Annotated in this window: 17 protein-coding genes and 2 pseudogenes; 14 read left to right on the top strand and 5 right to left on the bottom strand. The window is 64.7% G+C overall.

Going from position 1 to position 18,581, the window contains the following annotated elements:
• Positions 1-205: pseudogene (locus A5704_RS28060) on the top strand (NADH:flavin oxidoreductase); the annotation flags it as partial.
• On the opposite strand, the pseudogene A5704_RS26280 reads toward A5704_RS28060, so the two are convergent.
• Positions 174-381: pseudogene (locus A5704_RS26280) on the bottom strand (NADH:flavin oxidoreductase); the annotation flags it as partial. The pseudogenes A5704_RS28060 and A5704_RS26280 overlap by 32 nt on opposite strands.
• A 102-nt stretch (positions 382-483) precedes the next feature.
• Here A5704_RS26280 and A5704_RS29480 point away from each other — a divergent pair.
• On the top strand, positions 484-831 hold the full coding sequence (locus tag A5704_RS29480) for a hypothetical protein (RefSeq protein ID WP_067752584.1): 348 nt from the start codon (positions 484-486) through the stop codon (positions 829-831).
• Positions 824-1,462 carry a Dabb family protein gene (locus A5704_RS26270; protein WP_067752587.1) on the top strand — a complete coding sequence of 213 codons (639 nt, stop codon included), beginning with the start codon at positions 824-826 and terminating at the stop codon, positions 1,460-1,462. Before A5704_RS29480 ends, A5704_RS26270 begins: the two co-directional genes overlap by 8 nt.
• A gap of 37 nt (positions 1,463-1,499) precedes the next feature.
• Here A5704_RS26270 and A5704_RS26265 read toward each other — a convergent pair whose 3' ends face one another.
• Complete coding sequence (locus tag A5704_RS26265; RefSeq protein WP_067752590.1) at positions 1,500-2,387, bottom strand: SDR family NAD(P)-dependent oxidoreductase; 888 nt, start codon at positions 2,385-2,387, stop codon at positions 1,500-1,502.
• On the bottom strand, positions 2,384-4,312 hold the full coding sequence (locus A5704_RS26260; RefSeq protein WP_067752600.1) for an NAD(P)/FAD-dependent oxidoreductase: 1,929 nt from the start codon (positions 4,310-4,312) through the stop codon (positions 2,384-2,386). The genes A5704_RS26265 and A5704_RS26260 overlap by 4 nt, the downstream gene beginning before the upstream one ends.
• Positions 4,313-4,413: 101 nt before the next feature.
• Here A5704_RS26260 and A5704_RS26255 point away from each other — a divergent pair, with 101 nt between their 5' ends.
• From A5704_RS26255 to A5704_RS26210, 10 genes are all read left to right on the top strand, one after another.
• Positions 4,414-6,024: an acyl-CoA synthetase gene (locus tag A5704_RS26255; protein WP_067752604.1), complete on the top strand. Its 1,611-nt coding sequence runs from the start codon at positions 4,414-4,416 to the stop codon at positions 6,022-6,024.
• Positions 6,025-6,039: 15 nt separating this feature from the next.
• On the top strand, positions 6,040-7,146 hold the full coding sequence (locus A5704_RS26250) for a zinc-binding dehydrogenase (RefSeq protein ID WP_067752607.1): 1,107 nt from the start codon (positions 6,040-6,042) through the stop codon (positions 7,144-7,146).
• 23 nt (positions 7,147-7,169) lie between these two features.
• Positions 7,170-8,588 (top strand): aldehyde dehydrogenase family protein, encoded by a 1,419-nt coding sequence (locus tag A5704_RS26245; protein WP_067752610.1) that lies wholly within the window; start codon positions 7,170-7,172, stop codon positions 8,586-8,588.
• Positions 8,585-9,361, top strand: coding sequence for a crotonase/enoyl-CoA hydratase family protein (locus tag A5704_RS26240; protein ID WP_067752613.1), 777 nt, complete (start codon positions 8,585-8,587; stop codon positions 9,359-9,361). Before A5704_RS26245 ends, A5704_RS26240 begins: the two co-directional genes overlap by 4 nt.
• Positions 9,361-10,497, top strand: coding sequence for an acyl-CoA dehydrogenase family protein (locus A5704_RS26235; RefSeq protein WP_067752635.1), 1,137 nt, complete (start codon positions 9,361-9,363; stop codon positions 10,495-10,497). Before A5704_RS26240 ends, A5704_RS26235 begins: the two co-directional genes overlap by 1 nt.
• A 47-nt stretch (positions 10,498-10,544) precedes the next feature.
• Entirely contained in the window at positions 10,545-11,528 is a 984-nt protein-coding gene (locus tag A5704_RS26230; RefSeq protein ID WP_067752633.1) for an acyl-CoA dehydrogenase family protein, read from the top strand.
• Between the two features lie 70 nt (positions 11,529-11,598).
• Positions 11,599-12,084 (top strand): nuclear transport factor 2 family protein, encoded by a 486-nt coding sequence (locus tag A5704_RS26225; RefSeq protein ID WP_067752616.1) that lies wholly within the window; start codon positions 11,599-11,601, stop codon positions 12,082-12,084.
• Complete coding sequence (locus tag A5704_RS26220) at positions 12,081-12,953, top strand: SDR family oxidoreductase (protein WP_067752619.1); 873 nt, start codon at positions 12,081-12,083, stop codon at positions 12,951-12,953. Before A5704_RS26225 ends, A5704_RS26220 begins: the two co-directional genes overlap by 4 nt.
• 1 nt (position 12,954) lies before the next feature.
• Positions 12,955-13,899 (top strand): alpha/beta hydrolase, encoded by a 945-nt coding sequence (locus tag A5704_RS26215; protein ID WP_067752621.1) that lies wholly within the window; start codon positions 12,955-12,957, stop codon positions 13,897-13,899.
• An 87-nt stretch (positions 13,900-13,986) separates the two neighbouring features.
• Complete coding sequence (locus A5704_RS26210) at positions 13,987-15,063, top strand: hypothetical protein (RefSeq protein WP_067752623.1); 1,077 nt, start codon at positions 13,987-13,989, stop codon at positions 15,061-15,063.
• A gap of 190 nt (positions 15,064-15,253) precedes the next feature.
• On the opposite strand, the gene A5704_RS26205 is transcribed toward A5704_RS26210, so the two are convergent.
• Positions 15,254-15,853 carry a TetR family transcriptional regulator gene (locus A5704_RS26205; RefSeq protein WP_231969376.1) on the bottom strand — a complete coding sequence of 200 codons (600 nt, stop codon included), beginning with the start codon at positions 15,851-15,853 and terminating at the stop codon, positions 15,254-15,256.
• Between the two features lie 309 nt (positions 15,854-16,162).
• Here A5704_RS26205 and A5704_RS26200 point away from each other — a divergent pair, with 309 nt between their 5' ends.
• Positions 16,163-17,071 (top strand): hypothetical protein, encoded by a 909-nt coding sequence (locus A5704_RS26200; RefSeq protein WP_067752625.1) that lies wholly within the window; start codon positions 16,163-16,165, stop codon positions 17,069-17,071.
• 351 nt (positions 17,072-17,422) lie between these two features.
• Here A5704_RS26200 and A5704_RS26195 read toward each other — a convergent pair whose 3' ends face one another.
• Positions 17,423-18,565 (bottom strand): Rieske 2Fe-2S domain-containing protein, encoded by a 1,143-nt coding sequence (locus tag A5704_RS26195; RefSeq protein WP_067277067.1) that lies wholly within the window; start codon positions 18,563-18,565, stop codon positions 17,423-17,425.
• Positions 18,566-18,581 lie beyond the last annotated feature (16 nt).

The following is an 18,581-nucleotide window of genomic DNA, read 5'->3' as shown; positions in this document are numbered from 1 at the left end:
GGCGTTCGCCGACGGGGGAGTGGGCATGACGACGGTGGCCTACTGCTGTGTCGCGCCCGAGGGCGCCAGCGCCCCGGGTCAGATCGTCATGAGCTCGCAGGCGCTGCCCGGCCTGCGCAGACTTACCGATGCCGTGCATGGGGCGGGTGCGGCCATCTCGGCCCAGCTGGGCCACGCCGGGGCGCTGGCGCCCTCGGGCGCGACACAGCAGTAGGCCACCGTCGTCATGCCCACTCCCCCGTCGGCGAACGCCCGGTGAAACGCGATGAGATCATCGGTGACCAGCCCCTGGGGCGATCGGCCTTCGGAGGTCGCGGCCTTGATGATCGGGTTGCGCAAGGTGGCCGGACCGAGCTGCACGGGACTGAAGGAAGCGCTCATTCCCCCACCGTGGTGCCCAACCGGATGGGGGGCAATGAGGTCCTCCCGATGGCCGGGACTGAACCTGTCCGGGGGTTGCCCACGATCTGTACGGTCACGCCCATGGCCGACGGTCGGATTTTCGTGATCGACAGGGTGGTGACGCGGCCTGGCTGCGCCCGGAAATTCGTGGAGACCTACCTCGCCGAGTACGCGCCCGGCGCCCGCTCCCGCGGAATGACGCTGCGCGATGTCCTGGTCAGCCCCCCGATCTGGTTCACGGATCGATCCAACACCGTCACCATCACCTGGACCCTGCCCAGCGCCCAGGCATGGTGGGAGATGACCTGGAAGGGCCGCCCCGACCCGACGCTGGGCCAGTGGTGGGACCAGATCGAGGAACTCGTCGCCGAGCGGTCCCGCTCGGTCGCCGCGGCCGCCGACGACGTCGACGGGCTCTGCGGTGTATAACGTCACCCGCCTCCTCGACGTCGCAGACGAACACCGCGACCGGATACTCACGCTGGTGCGCGCGAGCGCTGAGGCGACCGGCGCCCGTCACCGGCTCGTCGAACCGACGCTGCCCGGGGCGCGCAACGGCGGTGACGTCCTAGTCCACTTGAGGTTCGATTCCCCGAGTCAATGGCTCAGCGCCGCAGACGATTTCACCGCGATTTTGGGCGATCCCGCGATCACCCATGTCAACGGGGTCACCTACGGGGGTACTCCAACGCCCAATGGTGGCGGCCCGGGCACGGTCTACCGGGCCTTGCTTTTACGGGTGCTGCCCGACACCGACGTCGACACCGTCGCGCGTTTCGAGGACGAGTTGACCTCGATGCCGTGCTTCATACCGACGATCAGGGCATGGCAGCTCAGCCGGGTCGACGATGCGGTCGGAGCATCACGATGGACCCACGTGTTTGAGCAAGAGTTCAGCGACGTCGATGCGCTGATGGGCCCCTACCTGATGCATCCGATCCACTGGGCGGTCGTGGACCGCTGGTTTGATCCCGAATGCCCCGACGTCATCATCCGAGACCGGGTGTGCCACAGCTTCTGTCGATGCGATCACCCCGTCTTGACCACGTCACCCGCCTAGTCGATCTCGGGCTGATCCGCCCTATCCGCCGCGGGACTCACATCCCGGCGGGCAGGATGTTCGGATTGGCGTTCGCCGGCGGTTCGAGTGGCGGCAGTTCGGTTTTGCCGTCCAGGCTGTGCACCCGCAGCCGCTGTGACCACGGGTAGTGCAAGCTAAACGCGACTAGGCCGGTGCGTTCTGCCGCCGGTAGATGACACATCGCCAGCACGGTTTCGGCCAGATACTCCACCGGCTCGGTCGGAAAGCCCTCCGGGATAAGCGCGGATGCGCCGGGAGTGCGCACAGCGGTCGACGGGCCAACACAATTCACCGCGATGTTCGCGTCGAGCAGCTCGGCGGCCACCCCCTGGGTGAACCGGTGCAGTGCTGCTTTGCACGACGCGTAAATCACGTCGCCGGAGGTCTTGTTGTAATCGCGGTACGGCCGCACCGGTGCCACACCGGTGACCGAGCCGATGTTGACGATCCACCCGCCGCCCAGTTTGCGCATGTGCGGAACCGCGGCCTTGGTCAACACGAAGGGGGTGCGCAGATAGTGCTCGACGGTGCGGTCGAAGGTCTGCAGCGGCATGTCCTCGATGACCGAGTAGTCGGCGAAGCCGGCGTTGTTGACCAAGATGTCGATGCGGCCCGTGCGGTCGAGCACCTGGTCGACCAGGGTCTCGCGCGCCTGGGCGTCTTCGAGGTCGGCAACCACCCCGAAGGCCGACCCGCCGGCATCTTCGATCAGGGCGATGGTCTCCTCGATCGTGCCGGGTAGCGTGCGATCGGACCCGGCGCGCTGCGAGCGCGAGGGCGCGTGAGCGCGCGCCGTCACCGCGACGGTGGCCCCCTCGGCGGCCAGCCGCTGGGCCACCGCACGACCGATGCCGCGGCTGCTGCCTGTTACCAAAGCCGTCCTGCCAGTGAGCAACTCGTTCACCGCAGCGCAAAGTCCTGCTCGATCGGCGCTCGGTGCTGATGCCAGACGTCGACCAGTCGGTACGGGGTGGCCACCACCACCCGGCCCGAACCGGACCGGTAGTAGGTGTGGGCGTTGGGTGTGTGGCACCACACCGTGCCGAGCATCGCCTCGTCGATCGCGGCAACGTAATCTTCGTACGCCTGCTGGGTGACCTCGATCGTGGTGGCGCCGCGCAGTGCCATCAACTGCAAGCATTCGACGATGTAGTGCGCGAGCACCTCCATGGAGAAGTTCGCTCCCGCACCGTGTCCCGGGCTGTAGTTGGGTGCCGACATGATGAACAGGTTGGGAAAGCCGGGCACCGTGCCACCACGGTACGCACGGGGGTTGTCACCCCACTCGTCAGCCAGCTTCTTGCCGCCGCGACCGCGAATGTCCACGGTGGATAAGAAGTCCAGATAGTAGCCGGTCGCGTAGATGATGACGTCGAGGTCGATCTGCCGGCCGTCTTGGGTGACAATGCCTTTCGAGTTGACCTCGGCCGGTTCGCTGGCCTCCACGTCGACATGGTCGCGGGTCAGCGCCGCGTAGTAGCCGCCCGGGTCTCGGATGATCCGCTTGCCGTAGGGTGCGAAGTCCGGGGTGACCTTCTTGGCCAACTCGGTGTCTTTCCCGAAGGTGTCCTCGATGTAGCGCAGGCACATCTGCAAAAGGACGTCATTCGCCGGCGAGATCGACAGGTGGTCCTTGTTCCAGTCCGGGTCTTGCAGGATGATCGGGTAGTTGTTGTCCGCGGTGGCCCAATAGGACTTGAGCCGGTGCCACTTCGCGTAGTAGGGCAGGTTCCGTCCCAGGTAACGCCGGAACGGCGGCACCTCATCTGTCAGCCGCTTACGCGGCGCCACCCAGTGTGGTTGCCGCTGGAACACCGTCAGGTGCTCGACCTGGTCAACGCACGCGTCGACGATCTGTACGGCGGTGCAGCCCGCCCCGATCACAGCCACCTTCTTGCCGGTGAGATCGAGTGAAGAATCCCACAGCGCCGAGTGAATGCTGATGCCCGCGAAAGTGTCTCGACCCTTGACGTCCGGCCACCGCGGGCGGTTGAGGTAACCCGCCGCGGCGACCACAACGCTGGCGTAGCTGATCGTGCGGTGACCCTGGGTGTCTACCGCATGGAGTTGCCATTGGTTGCGTTCCTCGTCCCACCACAACGCCTCGATCTCGGTGCCGAACCGAATGTGGTCGCGCAGCTTGTGTTTATCGGCCAGCGTCACCAAATAGTTCTGATATTCGCCGCCCTGTGGGTAGTAGCTGCTCCAGTCCGGGTTCACCTCCCACGACAGCGAGTAATAGGCCGACGGCGTATCGACACCGATGCCTGGATAGGTGGTGGTCAGCCAGGTGCCGCCGACCTCGTCGTGGCGGTCAAAGATCTCAAACGCCACTCCCTCGGCTGCGGCGGCCAACGCCATGCTGATCCCGGCCAGGCCGGCACCGATGATGGCGATGTTGATCGTCTCGGGGATCGGCACGGTGCGCGGCAGGGTTGGCTGTGACCGCTGGAAGCCGCCCTGTTCGAGCAACAGGTCCACCTGGTCGTCGTCGACCGGCGAACCCAGCGCTACAGGTAGCAGCCGGGCGAAGAAGTCCCGGTCCACGGGTGCCGTCGCGTCGGCGCAACGTGGGCGTCCCAGCGCGTCAACGAGGGCCTCGACCAGCGATTCGGCCGTCTCGGGGTCTGTGACGCCGGCCCGTTCGGGCGGGTCGGCAACATAGGAGATCTTGGGCGCGTAGGTGTCGATCACCGACACGTCGCCGGTAAGCTGCGCCAGCACCGCGAGCAGCACACCCGGGTCAGCCTGACGCAGGTTGGTGCGCAGCTCGTCGGGGTCAGGAGCGGCCGGTCCGGTGGGCGACGTCGATTCGGTAGCGGCGGTCATGCCATCGAGTCTGAGGCCCGCGGTCACCCCGGGCACCGCTGTTGTCTACTCAGCGGGATGCCAGCATCACCGAAGCGGCATCGGGACCTAGTGTTCGTCGCATGCAACCGGCGCACCACGACGAGCGAGTGACACTCGAGCTCGACGCCACGATCGCCCAGGCGCGCAGTCAGTCGCTAGGAGATATTCCCCGCCGGTCAGCCCGCCGACACCCGGACAAAACCGCGATCATCGACGGTGATGTCGTGCTGACCTTCGCCGACTTCGACCAGCTGGTGGACAAAGCCGCAGCCGCGCTGCGCGACAACGGCTTTGCCCCCGGCGATCGCGTGGCGCTGCTGTCCCACAACTGCTGGCAGTTCGCGGTTTTGGCATTCGCGACCGCGCGCGCGGGCGTGGTCCTGGTGCCCATCAATTTCATGCTCACGGCCGAGGAGATCGCCTATATCCTCGGTCATAGCCGGGTCATTGGATTCATCGTCGAATCCGCCCTGGCGACGATAGCCGAAGATGCGATGCGTCTGGGCGGGGCGGTCACGACAAAGATTGCGCTGACGGCCGACGGGGCCATCCCTCCTGCCGGCTGGCACGACTTCGCTCAGTGGCTCACGACGACCACGGCCGCACCGAACCCGCCCATCGGCGATGAGCAACTCGTGCGGCTGATGTACACCAGTGGCACCGAATCACGGCCCAAGGCCGTGATGCACACCAGTCGCAGCCTGATGTGGCAATACGTCAGCACCATTGTGGCCGGTGCGATGTCACCGGACGACGTCGAAATCCACTCACTGCCGCTTTACCACTGTGCGCAGTTGGACAACTTCTTGGCCACCGACCTCTATCTGGGAGCGACCAGCATTATCCTGTCGCGGCCGGACCCCGAATTGGTCCTGCGCACCATCGCGCGGTACGGGGTGACGAATTACTTTGCGCCACCGACGGTGTGGATTTCGCTGCTGCGTTGCCCGATCTTCGACGACGTCGACCTGTCCAGCCTACGCAAGGGCTACTACGGCGCCTCACCGATGCCCGCCGAGGTACTGCACGAAATACGCAGACGGCTGCCGAATCTGAGACTGTGGAACTTCTACGGTCAAACCGAGATGGCGCCGCTGGCCTCGGCGTTGGGACCTGACGAGCAGGACGCGCACGCCGGCGCGGCCGGACGCCCAGTGGTCAATGTCGAAACCACCATCCTCGATGACCACGATTGCCCCGCAGCGCCCGGCATTGTGGGTGAAATCGCCCATCGCAGCCCGCATCTGATGGTCGGCTATCTGGACGACCCTGCTAAAACCGCGGAGGCCTTCCGCGGCGGCTGGTTTCATTCCGGCGACCTGGGTTACTACGACGAGCACGGGCTGTTGCATGTCGTGGACCGCAAGAAAGACATGATAAAGACCGGCGGCGAGAACGTCGCCAGCCGCGAGGTCGAAGAAATTCTCTACCGCCACAACGGGATCCAGGAGGCAGCCGTATTCGGCCTGACGCATCCGGTCTGGGTGGAAGCCGTGGTCGCCGCGGTAGTACCCCGCGACGGGGTCACCCTCACCGAGGACGACGTCGTCGTGCACTGCCGGCAGCACCTCGCGGGCTTCAAGACGCCCAAACGGGTCTTCTTCGTCGAATCACTGCCGAAAAACCCCAGCGGCAAACTTCTCAAGCGGCAATTGCGAGACGCTTTCACCCTCGAATTCACCAGCCAATGAAGGGACCACTCTGCCGTGTTTAAAGGCCGAATCGCGCGATTCGACGAACCGGGTAAGCCGTTCGACATCGAAACGGTGAGCCTCCCGGAGGTGGGGCCCGGTCAGATCCTGATCAAGGTGAGTCGTGCCAACATCTGCGGCTCTGACCTACACGCCTGGCACGGGACGTTCGCTACCGGCGGCCTGGGAGGTCAACTTCCCACCGTGTTGGGCCATGAAATGGTAGGCGCGATCGAAGCGCTCGGCGCTGGGGTCACCACCGATTCTGATGGCGCGCCGCTGACGGAGGGCACGCGAGTGGTCTTTCCCTACTTCTTCTCGTGTCACAAGTGCCGAAACTGCCTTGCGGGCAGGCGCAACGCCTGTCTGAAGCTGACGATGGCCATGCTCGGCCGCGCCGACGAGCCGCCCTATTTCGTGGGTGGCTACGCCGACTACTTCCTGCTGCCCGCCGGGGCGGTGGTCTACACGGTCCCCGATTCGGTATCCGATGACATCGCCGCAGGAGCCAATTGCGCTCTGTCACAGGTCATGTACGGTCTCGAGCGCGTCCATCTGCAGCTCGGCGAATCGGTGGTGGTGCAGGGTGCGGGGGCATTGGGTCTGTATGCAGTGGCGGTGGCCAAAGCACGCGGGGCTGCCCAGGTGATCGCCATCGACGGTGTGGCCGAGCGCCTAGAGCTGGCGACCGCGTTCGGCGCCGACACGGTCATCGACATCAATGACGTCGCGACGGTCAAAGACCGTACCAAGCTCGTGCGACAACTGACTGACGGCCAGGGCGCCGATGTCGTCGTCGAGGTGGTCGGCCACCCCTCGGCTATCGACGAAGGCCTCAAGATGCTGGGCCAGTTCGGCCGCTACGTGGAGATCGGAAACATCAACATTGGCAAGACCTTCGAATTCGATCCGTCCCGTTTTGTCTTCGGCAACAAGATGATGGTCGGGGTCTCGTTGTACGACCCCATCGTGTTGTCGCGGGCGCTGAAGTTTCTCGACCAACATCAGGCGCGGCTTCCGTTGCACCGACTGGCGGCGGCCTGTTACCCGCTCGACGACATCAACGACGCCTTCGCCGCGGCCGAGAGCAAGCGCGACGTTCGCGCGAGCATCGTGCCCTAATGACAGAAAGCAGACCACAACCAATGCATGACTACGCCAGGAAGACATTGTTCATCGGCGGCGAGTGGATCACGCCGGCCGGCGGGGACCTCATCGAGGTAATCGACCCCTCGACAGAACACGTCATCGGCACGGTTCCCGCAGGTACCGAGGCCGACGTCGATGCGGCGGTGTCCGCAGCACGGCGCGCCTTCGACCCGCTGATCAGCGTCGCCGAGCGCCGCCAGCGCGTCGCGGCGGTGATCACCGCCCTGGAAAAGCGTCTGCCCGACATCGCCGAGACGATCACCCGGGAAATGGGTGCGCCGGTGCGCATCGCGCAGACCGTGCAGACCCAGGTCCCGCTGGCGGTGGCTCGCGGATTCGCTGCCGTTCTTGATGGTTTCGAATTCGAAGAACGAGTGGGGAACTCGCTGATCCTGCGCGAACCCTACGGCGTGGTCGGCGCAATCACCCCCTGGAACTATCCGCTGTATCAGGTGGTCGCCAAGGTGGTCCCGGCGATCGCGGCCGGTTGCACGGTGGTTCTCAAACCCAGCAATGAAGCACCGTTGTCGGTGTTCGAGTTCGTCGAGGCCCTCGAGGAGGCCGGCCTGCCCGCCGGTGTGGTGAACCTGGTTTCGGGGCGCGGTGCGCGGATCGGCGAGCGCATCGCCGCCCATCCCGAAATCGACTTCGTCTCGTTCACCGGTTCCACGGGCGTCGGAGCCCGCGTCGGGGAGTTGGCCGGGCGGTCGGTGAAGAAGGTCGCACTTGAACTTGGCGGCAAGTCAGCCAACGTCATCCTCGACGACGCCGACCTGGCGACCGCGGTCAAAGTCGGAGTCGGTAACGCGTTCCTCAACGGTGGCCAGACCTGCATGGCCTGGACACGGATGCTGGTGCCCCAGTCCCGCTACGGCGAGGCCCTGGAACTGATCGAGGCCGCCGTGTCGAAATACACCGTGGGCGATCCACTCGACCCGGCGACCCGAATCGGACCCTCGGCTTCGGCGGGCCAGTTCGAAACCGTGCGGGGTTTCATCGAACGCGGCCAACGCGACGGTGCGCGCCTGCTCACCGGGGGCGCCGAGCCGATCCGCGAGGTCGGCTACTACGTCGCACCTACTGTGTTCGCCGACGTCGACCCGGACTCCGAACTCGGCCAAGAAGAGGTCTTCGGTCCCGTCCTGGCGGTCATCCCGTTTACCGACGAGGCCGACGCCCTGCGCATCGCCAACGGCACCCCATACGGCCTCTCGGGCGCGGTGTGGGCGGCCGACACCGACCGGGCCATCGCCTTTGCGCGCGGCGTGCAGACCGGCCAGCTCGACATCAACGGCGGCAAGTACAACCCGGTGGCACCGTTCGGCGGCTACAAGAAATCCGGCATCGGACGTGAACTCGGCCGCGCCGGATTCGAAGAGTACTTGCAGACCAAGTCCCTGCAGCTGCCGGCATGAGCGGGCCTCTCGACATCGCGACCAGCGGACCCACGCAGGTATGGACGATCGACCTGCCGCACCTCGGCAACGCGATCACCGACAAAGCGTTCATCTCCGCGTTCGAGGCCGCAGTCGATAATGCCAACGCCGACACCGACATTCGTGCGCTGATCCTCACCGGGCGCGGCAAGATCTTCTCCGCCGGCGGCAACGTCAAGGAAATGGCCGACCGAGAGGGCATGTTCGGCCTGGACGCTCGGGCCCAACGGCACGCCTACATCGACGGCATCCAACGTATCCCGCGGGCACTGGCCCGCCTCGAGGTTCCACTGATCGCAGCGGTCAATGGGCCGGCCGTCGGCGCCGGCTGTGATCTGGCGATGATGTGCGACATCCGGGTGGCCTCCGAGCGGGCGTCCTTCGCCGAGAGCTTCGTACAGCTCGGCCTGATCCCCGGCGACGGGGGCGCCTGGTTTCTACCGCGGGCGGTGGGCTACGAGCGCGCCGCCGAGATGACCTTCACCGGTGACCGCATCGACGCTGCGACCGCCCTGCAGTGGGGGATGGTCAGCCGGGTGGTGCCCCACGACGACCTGCTCTCCCACGCGCACGCGCTGGCCGAGCGCATCGTCAAGAACCCGCCGCACGCGCTGCGGATGGCCAAACGGTTGCTGCGGGAATCGCAGACGGCATCACTGGAAACCACCCTGGGGATGGCCGCGGCCATGCAGCCGCTGGCACACCGCGATCCCGAACATGAACGCCGTATCGCCAAGTGGAAGACGACCTGATGGCGCTACCGCGATTGGTGCCCCCGGCTGCCGTGGGCCCCTCGACGCAGGCGCTACGCGCGGAGGTCCGCCAGTTTCTCGCCGACCAACGCGCCGCAGGCGCCTACACCCCGTCGGTGGATGCCTGGCTCACGGGGTGGGACGAGACTTTCACTGCCGCCCTGGCGGCGCGTGGCTGGATCGGTATGACGGTCCCCGTCGAGTACGGCGGACACGGGCGCTCATTTCTGGAACGGTTCGCGGTCACCGAGGAGCTGCTGGCCGCCGGCGCGCCGGTCGCCGCGCACTGGATCGCCGACCGTCAGATCGTGCCTTCGCTGCTGAAATACGGCACCGAACTGCAGAAGTCGCAATTCCTGCCGCGGATCGTACGGGGCGGCTGCTTCTTCGCCATCGGTATGAGCGAGCCCGATTCCGGTTCCGATCTGGCCAGCGTGCGCACCCGCGCCGTGCGTGTGCAGGGCGGTTGGTCGCTGTCGGGCACGAAGGTTTGGACATCGGGCGCCCACCGCGCCCACGCGTTCATCGTTCTTGCCCGCACCGCACCGGTGGATCCAGGCCAGCGCCATGCCGGGCTCAGCCAATTCATCGTCGATTTAAGGGGTTCGGGGGTGCAGGTGCGTCCGATCATTTCGATGAACGGAGCCCATCACTTCAACGAGGTGATCCTCGACCAGGCATTCGTGCCCGACGCCATGGTGTTCGGTGACATCGGTGCCGGCTGGACGCAGGTGACGTCCGAGCTGAGTTTCGAGCGCAGCGGACCCGAACGCTTCCTGTCCACATTCGTTCTGCTCGCAGCGACCACCGCCAACATGGCCAACCAGCGCATTTCGCGAGATGAGAGCCTCGGACGCCTGGTGGCCCGCGTCGCGGGCCTGCACCAGATGTCGACCGCAGTCGCGGGCGCCCTGGAGCGCCATGAGCCCGCTGACGTGGCCGCGGCTGTGGTCAAGGTGCTGGGCACCACCGTCGAAGGTGACATCGCCGACCTCGCTGAGCGGCATGGCGGCGTCGATGCGGCGTCCTCGGAGCTGATAACCGCCGCGGTGGACCAGCGCCCCGGTTTTACCCTGCGTGGCGGAACCAACGAGGTGTTGCGCGGTGTAATTGCCCGCGGATTGGGGATCCGGTGACAACCTCACCGATCGACGCGGCCCCGGTGGACCCGGCCCTGATCGACATGATGCGCGCGGTGTTCGGCGCGTACCGAACAATGCAATCACCCGCCGCTGTCGATCGTGACGCGCAGCTATGGCACCAGCTTGACGAGCTCGGGCTGGTGCGCCTGACCGGCCCCGAGCACTCCGGTGGCAGCGGCGCCGGCTGGCATGAGGCGGCCCAGCTGCTGACCGTCGCCGTTCAGCACGGCGCGCGAATCCCTCTGGCTGAGCATGATTTATTGGCATGCTGGCTGCTGGAGGCCAGCGGATCGCCATGCGACGACGCGGTGCGGACCGTGTGCCTGCTCGATGCCCAGGGCGCCGCGAGGGGCGTGCCCTGGGCGTCTCGCGCCCAACAGATCGTGGTCATCTGGCAGCGGGGCGGCGAGTATCACGCCGCCGACGTCAATGCCGAGTCGTTGGATATCACGCCCGGCGCCAATGCGATTGGCGAGCCACGGGATATCGTCGTCGCCGACCCCGCCGGCTTGTGCGGTGTTCCCCTCGAGGCGAGTGTGGTCGACCAGCTGCGGCTGAAATCGGCCTTGGTGCGCGGGGTGCAAGTGTGTGCGGCGCTGGACCGGATTCTGGAGCTTTCGATCGAGCACGCGAGCTCACGCGTCCAGTTCGGTCGACCCCTTTCGCGATTTCAGGCCGTGCAGAACATGATCGCCGACATCGCCGCGCAGGCGGCTCTGGCGCGATCGGCCACCGAGGCGGCGCTGACGGCGGCGGTCACTAGCGCGTGGTCGGCTTCCAACCTCGCCTTCCTTGTCTCGGTGGCACGTTCGTGTGTGGGCCAGGCCGCCTCCGTGGTGGTGCGTAACGCTCACCAGGTTCATGGCGCGATCGGCACCACACGGGAGCACCGGCTACACGAGTTCACCCGGCCTGCCCTGGTGTGGCGGGGGGAGTTCGGATCCGTGCAATATTGGGACGAACAGGTCACGTCGGCCGCGCTTGGGGCGGGAGCCGCCGGGCTATGGAGCCTGATCGGCGGCTGAGCCATGGACGGTGTTCCACTCAACGGGCGCCGGGGTGTTAGCGGGGCCACAGCCGGGATTGACTGTGGGCATGAGCAACGACATCACGCTGTCGGAACTGCAGGAGTTCATCGCCGCCTTCTGGTACCACTACGACGAAGCCAACTATGACGAGCTGGCCGCCAGCTACGCCCACGATGTGCACTACCTGACCCGAAGCGACAGTGGCGCAAGTCCTTTCGAGGAGCTGATGTCGCCCCAACTCGACAGTCGTGACGCGGTCATCGAGTGGCTGTCCGAGCATCGCAAACAAAGCCCCTACCCGCTGCGTCACCACGCCACCAACGTGCACCGCACCGGCACCGATAGCGGCGTAACCCGCGCCCGCTTTTACATCTTCGTCAATCAGATCGCCAACTTCGTGCCGTTCGCGGTGTCCAGCGGGGTGGTCAACGTCGGCGTGCGCCGAGGCCCCAATGGGCTGGAGTTCACCGATATGGACGTCGTACTGGATGCCACCAACTCCGTGCTGCTATCCGAACTGCACAGCGACACCGCCACCGCGTCGCAACCATGACCGTTCAAGAGCTCTTCTCTGGCGGCGTCGCCGTCATCACCGGTGCCGGCTCGGGCTTTGGTGCCGGCATGGCCCGATACGCCGGCAAATTGGGCATGACCGTGGTGCTCACCGATGTCGATGCGTACAGCATCGCCGCCCTGCGCCAGGAGCTCACCGCCGCGGGAAGCACCGCGGTCGATATGGTCTGCGACGTAAGGGATCCCGTCGCCATGCAAGAACTCGCCGACAAGACCTATCGCGATGTCGGGCCGGTGCGGTTGCTGGTGAACAATGCCGGAATTGAACAGTTCGGCTACCTGTGGGACACCCCGGTGGTCAACTGGCAGCGGATCGTCGACATCAACATCAGCGGGGTCTTCTACGGCATCCGCGCGTTTCTGCCGCGAATGATGGCGAGCCCTGAGCAGGCGTGGGTGTGGAATGTGTCGTCTGTTGGTGGGGTCGTCGCGATGCCATTGCAAACGCCCTACATTGTGAGCAAGCATGCGGTGCTGGCGATGACCGAGTGTCTCGACCTAGAAGTACAGTCCAGCGGGCACGACCACCACATTCATGTCCAGGCGGTGCTGCCCGGCCCGGTGCTGTCCAACATTTTCGAATCAGCCGGCGGCGTCGACGGCAATGAGGCAACCGACGTCGCGGCTGCCGAGGCACACCGTACGGCCATGCTCGACCTGAAGGCCGACGCGATGGACCCGCTGACAGCTGCCGCGGTGGTGTTCGAGCAAGCCGCAAAGGGCGGTTTCTATCTGCTCACCCATCCAGACTACGTTCGGTCGGCGATGCAAGAGCGTGCCAATATCCTTGCGTCCCAACAGGCGCCGGTATTGCGCACCGAGCGCCGGTTCGACCCCGCGCGGCATTAACGTGCCGACTCCCCCGCTGGATCCCGACGCCGCCGCCCGAGTCGCGTCGTTCGGTACGATCCCGCCGATGCGCCAACGCGGCCTAGCCGCGGTGCGAGCCGCGATCGAATCCGCGCCGCTGCCCGAGGCAATGCCACAGATGGACAGCGTCACCGACGTCACCATCCCGGGGCCAGCCGGGCCGATACCCGCGCGGATCTACCGTCCCACCAAGGATTCCCACACACCCGTGCTGGTGTATTTCCACGGCGGCGGCCTGGTCATGGGATCCAACCACTCGTTCGAACCGCTGGCCCGCGCGCTCGCCTCGGCGTCGATGTCCACCGTTGTCGCCGTCGACTACCGCCTGGCCCCGGAAGCGGCACCCCCGGCGCAGTTCGACGACGCCTACGCCGCCACTGAATGGGTATCACGCCGAGCCGCGGAGCTACGCGTCGACGCCAACCGGCTCGCAGTGGTCGGCGACAGCGCCGGAGGTTCGTTGGCGGCCGCGGTTGCACTGGCCGCACGTGACCGCCGCGGTCCGGCGATCTGCGCGCAGGTGCTGCTGTACCCGGGCCTGGATCGCGACATGACGGCCCCGTCGGTCGCTTCGACGGCCGACGCGCCGCTCCTCACCCGCGACGACATCGACTACATGCACGCACTTGCCGACGGAGATGCCGGGCCGCCCGAGGACCCGTACCTGGTTCCCGCCTACGCCTCCGACCTTTCTGGGCTGCCGTCCGCGATCGTGGTCACCGGTAGCTGCGATCCAATCCGGGACTGGGGTGAGCGATACGCGGCCCGGCTGCGGGACGCCGAAGTTCAGACCACCCTCACCCGCTATCCGGGTACCTACCACGGCTTTCTGATGTACCCCGACGCGACCGCCCGCGGCCGGCTCGCCATCGCCGAAATCGGCGCGGCATTGGACGCCAAGTTCGCCAATCCGCTCCCATTTTGACGTCCCGATCACCGGACACGCGTCGACCGTACGACGACGGTGCCGGAGACAATCCCACCAATCCAAACATGCAGAAGGAGACCGCTGATGCTTACGGATGAGCGCCGGATGGAGCTTTCCAACGTTTTGCGGCCCGCCGCCCCGCCGCGCGAAATCGACAACGTCTACACCACCGACCAACGCGAGCGGCTGCTCAATGTCGTACACGCGCACGGCCCTTGGAAGCTGATCATCGCCCAACACTTCGCGTCGGCCGACGAATTGATGGCCACCATGAGCGGTGCCTTCCCCGAGGGATTCACTCCGTCGCTGGACCTCTTTCTGACGCCGACGTTCCGTGGCTACCTGGCCAACTACGGGGCCATCCTCTTCCCTGAGCTGCACGACTGCTTCTACAACGCCACGTTCCTCGAGCACGCCAAGAGCTACTGGAACGCCGAGTACGCCAAGCCTGAGATGATGCTGTTCAACATCAACGGCCCCTGCGCCAACCGCGATCCCGGCCATCTGGACTCGCCGAGCTTTCGCGGTGTACGCCACGAGAACGCCCCCACCTGGCTGTGCAGCGTGATGGGCAAGTCCGGTCTGTTCACCGACTACCTCATCAAAATGGCTCAGGTCATCACCTGGTTCTCCCTCGACGAGGGGTCCGGTTTTACCTATTGGCCCGACGGCCCACTCAAGCCCCCCTCCCGGGTCTTGCCGCCGATCAATAACCGCGGAGTGGTCGTTCAGAACGAGATGATGGTGCACCGCGGAGAAGCCAACGGGCCGCTGGAACAACAGATTCCGCCGGGGCTGGCCTTCGACACCGTCTTCGCCGGCGACCCGGCCGACCCCGACCACTGGCTTCTGAAGAACGGCGACGACGTCATCGCCCGCCACCACACCGACGAGTTGCGTTTCCTGGTCCACTGGTCCGCCGAAGTGTTCTCCGACTTCGAGGAACTCAAAAAGAACATGGACGGCTCCGACGACATCACGATCGAACGGGCCATCGGCATCATGATCGACGACCTCAAGGGCAAGGGCATCAAGCTCGACACTCCCAGCGATCCCCTGCACGACCCTGGATTCATTGCCGCGCTTAATGCTGCCTACGACCTCGGCGGACCCACTACCTATCCAGAAGAAGCGCCACTGAGTGCGTTCCAATTGGCTTAAGCACAGAAAGCGCAGCATCAAGGATCATTTCGGCGAATCCGGGGCATCCCGACTTGGCCGGCTTCGGGACGTGCGGTGACGTTTAGCCCGCCACCGCCCGATGAAGGCGCTCTCGTGGTGGGGCAACGAAATGCCTAAGAGAGCTACACGACGTTGGATCTATCGTGATCGACCGACCGTGAGCTGCGGCTCAGACACCCGGACACGCTAGCGTTCCTACGATCATCTGCATGGCGGATCGCAACGCGGATTGCAGGGCGGCGAAATCGCCGTGCTGGACCCAGTGGACGTAGGCGTGCCGACACGCTTGAACCACCAGCTGGGCAGGCAGCTCTCGGGTGAATGGGTCATCGCCTAGATCGAACCGGGCGGCAAGGAACTCGGTGATGGAAGCGATAAGGTCTTGTCCCCAGTCCAGCCACCGCAATCGGTATTGGGGATCGCTGATCATCATCGCCATGAACCTGCGATCGATCTCCATCCGGCCCCGCCGGGGAACTTCGGTGCTAAATGCCGCAACGAGGACCTCGACGGTGTCGCTGTCCGGTGCTGCGTCACGCAGGGTCTCGATGCTCAGCCTGCCGAATTCACGGAATAGCGGCATAACGACGTCTTCTTTGACCGGGAAGTACCGGTGAAACGTACGCGGCGCAATGCCCACCGCTTCGCAGATCCGCTCGACGGTCGCCGAGGTAGACCCGTCGGCGAGAAAAGTGTCGCGGGCAGCTAGCGCGATGTGCATCCGAAGATCCTCGGCGCGGCGCTCCGCGTGCGTCGCCGGACTGCTCACCAGCCTTGCCTCACTTCCTCGCCACACGAACTGCACGTCAATCCTAACCGCGGCAATCCCTTGACTGATGTGCTCGGACTCGCGACGGCATCCCGCTGAGCGGGATCGCGATGGTGACCCGCACCCCTGCGGACTAACATCGTGTTGTCAGATTCTGCCATTCATGTCGCAATCTGACACGCCAGCGCAGTGACGTGCCGCCCAACAGTGGCCCTTTGACAGGTATGCGATGGCCCGCCCCCAGGCGGGCTGAACCACCCAGCCAACGAGGTCACGACACCAGCCGAGCCCAATTGAGGAGAAACCCCGATGACCACTGAGACCGAAGAACTCAACTATGACGACTACACCCATGACTTCATGGGGAAGGTCGGCAACGTCCAAGACTTTTCCCGCGATTTCCTCATGGGCCTAGCGCGAGTGTTCGAAGACGTCTTGAACTTCATGCCCTACGCCCACGTCAAGATCTATTCGGAGAAGGTCGGCATTAGCGCGGCCATGGATGTCGCCGCGGAGCTGTCGCGGGCGGGGATGCGCCAAGTGATGCCGATGGGGCGCTACATCGCCCCTCCGGGTTGGGACTGGAAAAACGCTCAATACCAAGCGATTCCCTTTGATGTTCAGACTGAGGACCTGACCAAGCCGGCCCTGATACGTCTGATCAAAACCTATTGGGACCAGTACCTCAAAGGACACAACTATTTCATCGACCAGTGGACCAAGATCCTCCCTGAGGAGGAGGTCTGGCTCGGGCTTCCCGACATGTATCAACTCATCATCGATTACCAATACCCCAAGCTGGCCAGAGTGTTCAAGATCGAGCCAGTGCACGTAGTGGACTTTCTCAAGTTGGCCTGCCTGAGCATCGATGGCACGCTCGGGTACGGCGGCGAGTACATCGTGTACAACCCCGATCACGTGGTGCTCAACATGCGTCGGTGCGAAGTGCTGCAGAAGTACACCGACGAAGGCCTCTACCCACCGGCACGGGCCTGGATGAACTGCACTTTTGAGCAGCGAATCTCAGCCCCGTTCTTTCCTGGGTGCAAACTCGACATCAACTTGCCGCCAAAGGATTTCAAGTTTGCCCAAGGAGAACCATTCTGCGTGTGGACGTACACGCGCGGTGAAGCAAACCATCAAGCGGCCGCGGCCGCCCCTGATCCCAGAGCCAGCGCGATGAAGAAGATCCCCATCATGCCGGTGTCATCCACCTAGGAAGCGGCGTGGCCGCGGATCCTCGGCCAAGAGCTGCGGGGCCCGGCCGTCATGCCGACGTCCCGGCGCTTCCATCGACGATCGTAAGCGTGCCGGCACGCACGGCATCCGTGATCGACTCGGTAAGAGCCGAACATGACAGGAACAGATCACAACGTCCATATGGCGCTAGCTGTGCAGCAGCGGAACGCTCCTCACAGCGGGCCAGGGCCGAGGCTGTCCACTGCACGCTCGTCTGGCTCCAGCTGCTTTTACGAACCTGCACTCGCGCTCGACAGCGCCGACATACCACGGGCAACATGGGCATGTCGGCGAGGCGCTCGTCCTCTCTCACAGGCGAAGCCACCGTCATCACACCGAGTCTTTGGCGGTAGCCTGCGCAGCGATATTGGACTCGACCACCTTCATCCACGCCTCGTACGGACGGGTGGTGTCGAGCTCAAACTCGAAGCGGTCCACCATATCCGGTTGGACATCGGCGACATCGACGTAGAACTGTTCGTACCATCGACGTAGTTGGTAAACCGGGCCGTCTTCTTCGACCAAGAGCGGATTATCGATGCGCGCCTTGTGCCGCCAGATCTGCACATCTTGTTCGAAACCGAGTTTGACGAAGTCGCCCAGGGCGACCGCAGTCTGCACCGCGACATCATCGGGTAGCGCCTCGGATTTCTTGACGATGATGCCGTACTGCAGCACAAAGGAATTCGCGTCAACTGGGTAATGACAATTGATCAAGACGGTGTGGTGGTCACCATCCGCGTAGTGATAAGTCAGGTCGTCGACCATGAAAGACGGGCCGTAGTAGGAAGCCACCGATGTCGTGCCGAGCAACTGCGGACCTTCTGTGCCACCCAGGTCCGGTCGGCCCGCACTGTTCATGTACTGGGTAGCCACGTGCCCTTCGAAGATGTTCTTGAAATGAGTGGGCAGGGAGCCGTGGATGTAGAAGAAGTGGGCCATGTCCACGACGTTGTCGATGATTTCACGGCAGTTGGTGTTCACGACGGTCGTGTACCAGTGCCAATCGGTCCACTCGTCGCTGGTGGCGCCTTCGATGCGTGGGATCGCGACCTCAGGTGGGGGCGGTTTGCGCTCGGGATCGTTCCACACAAACAACATGCCGTCCTGCTGCAGGGTGGTCCACGCTTGCGTGCGGGCCAGCTTGGGTGTGCGCTTGCTGTAGGGCACCAGCTTGCAGCGTCCGTCACCACCCCAGCGCCAGTCATGGAACGGGCACGCCACCTCGTTGCCCTTGACCTCACCTTGCGACAGGTCACCGCCCATGTGGCGGCAGTAGCCGTCGAGGACATTGACCTGTCCATCACCGCCGCGAAACACCACCAGCTTCTGGCCGAAGGCATTGATCGCGTGCGGTTTGCCGTCACTGAAGTCTTTGATGAGACCTAGGCAATGCCAGCCGCGGGCGAATCGCGTTGGGGCAGCATCGGCCTCGATCAGCCGAACTTCGCCGGCTTCGGACTGCGAATTCATGGGCGCCATTCAACCC

The sequence above is a fragment of the Mycobacterium sp. E735 genome (assembly GCF_001666955.1).
Lineage (GTDB): Bacteria > Actinomycetota > Actinomycetes > Mycobacteriales > Mycobacteriaceae > Mycobacterium.
The sequence above is the reverse complement of the archived record's forward strand: the minus strand, read 5'-3'. Positions and strand labels throughout refer to the sequence as shown.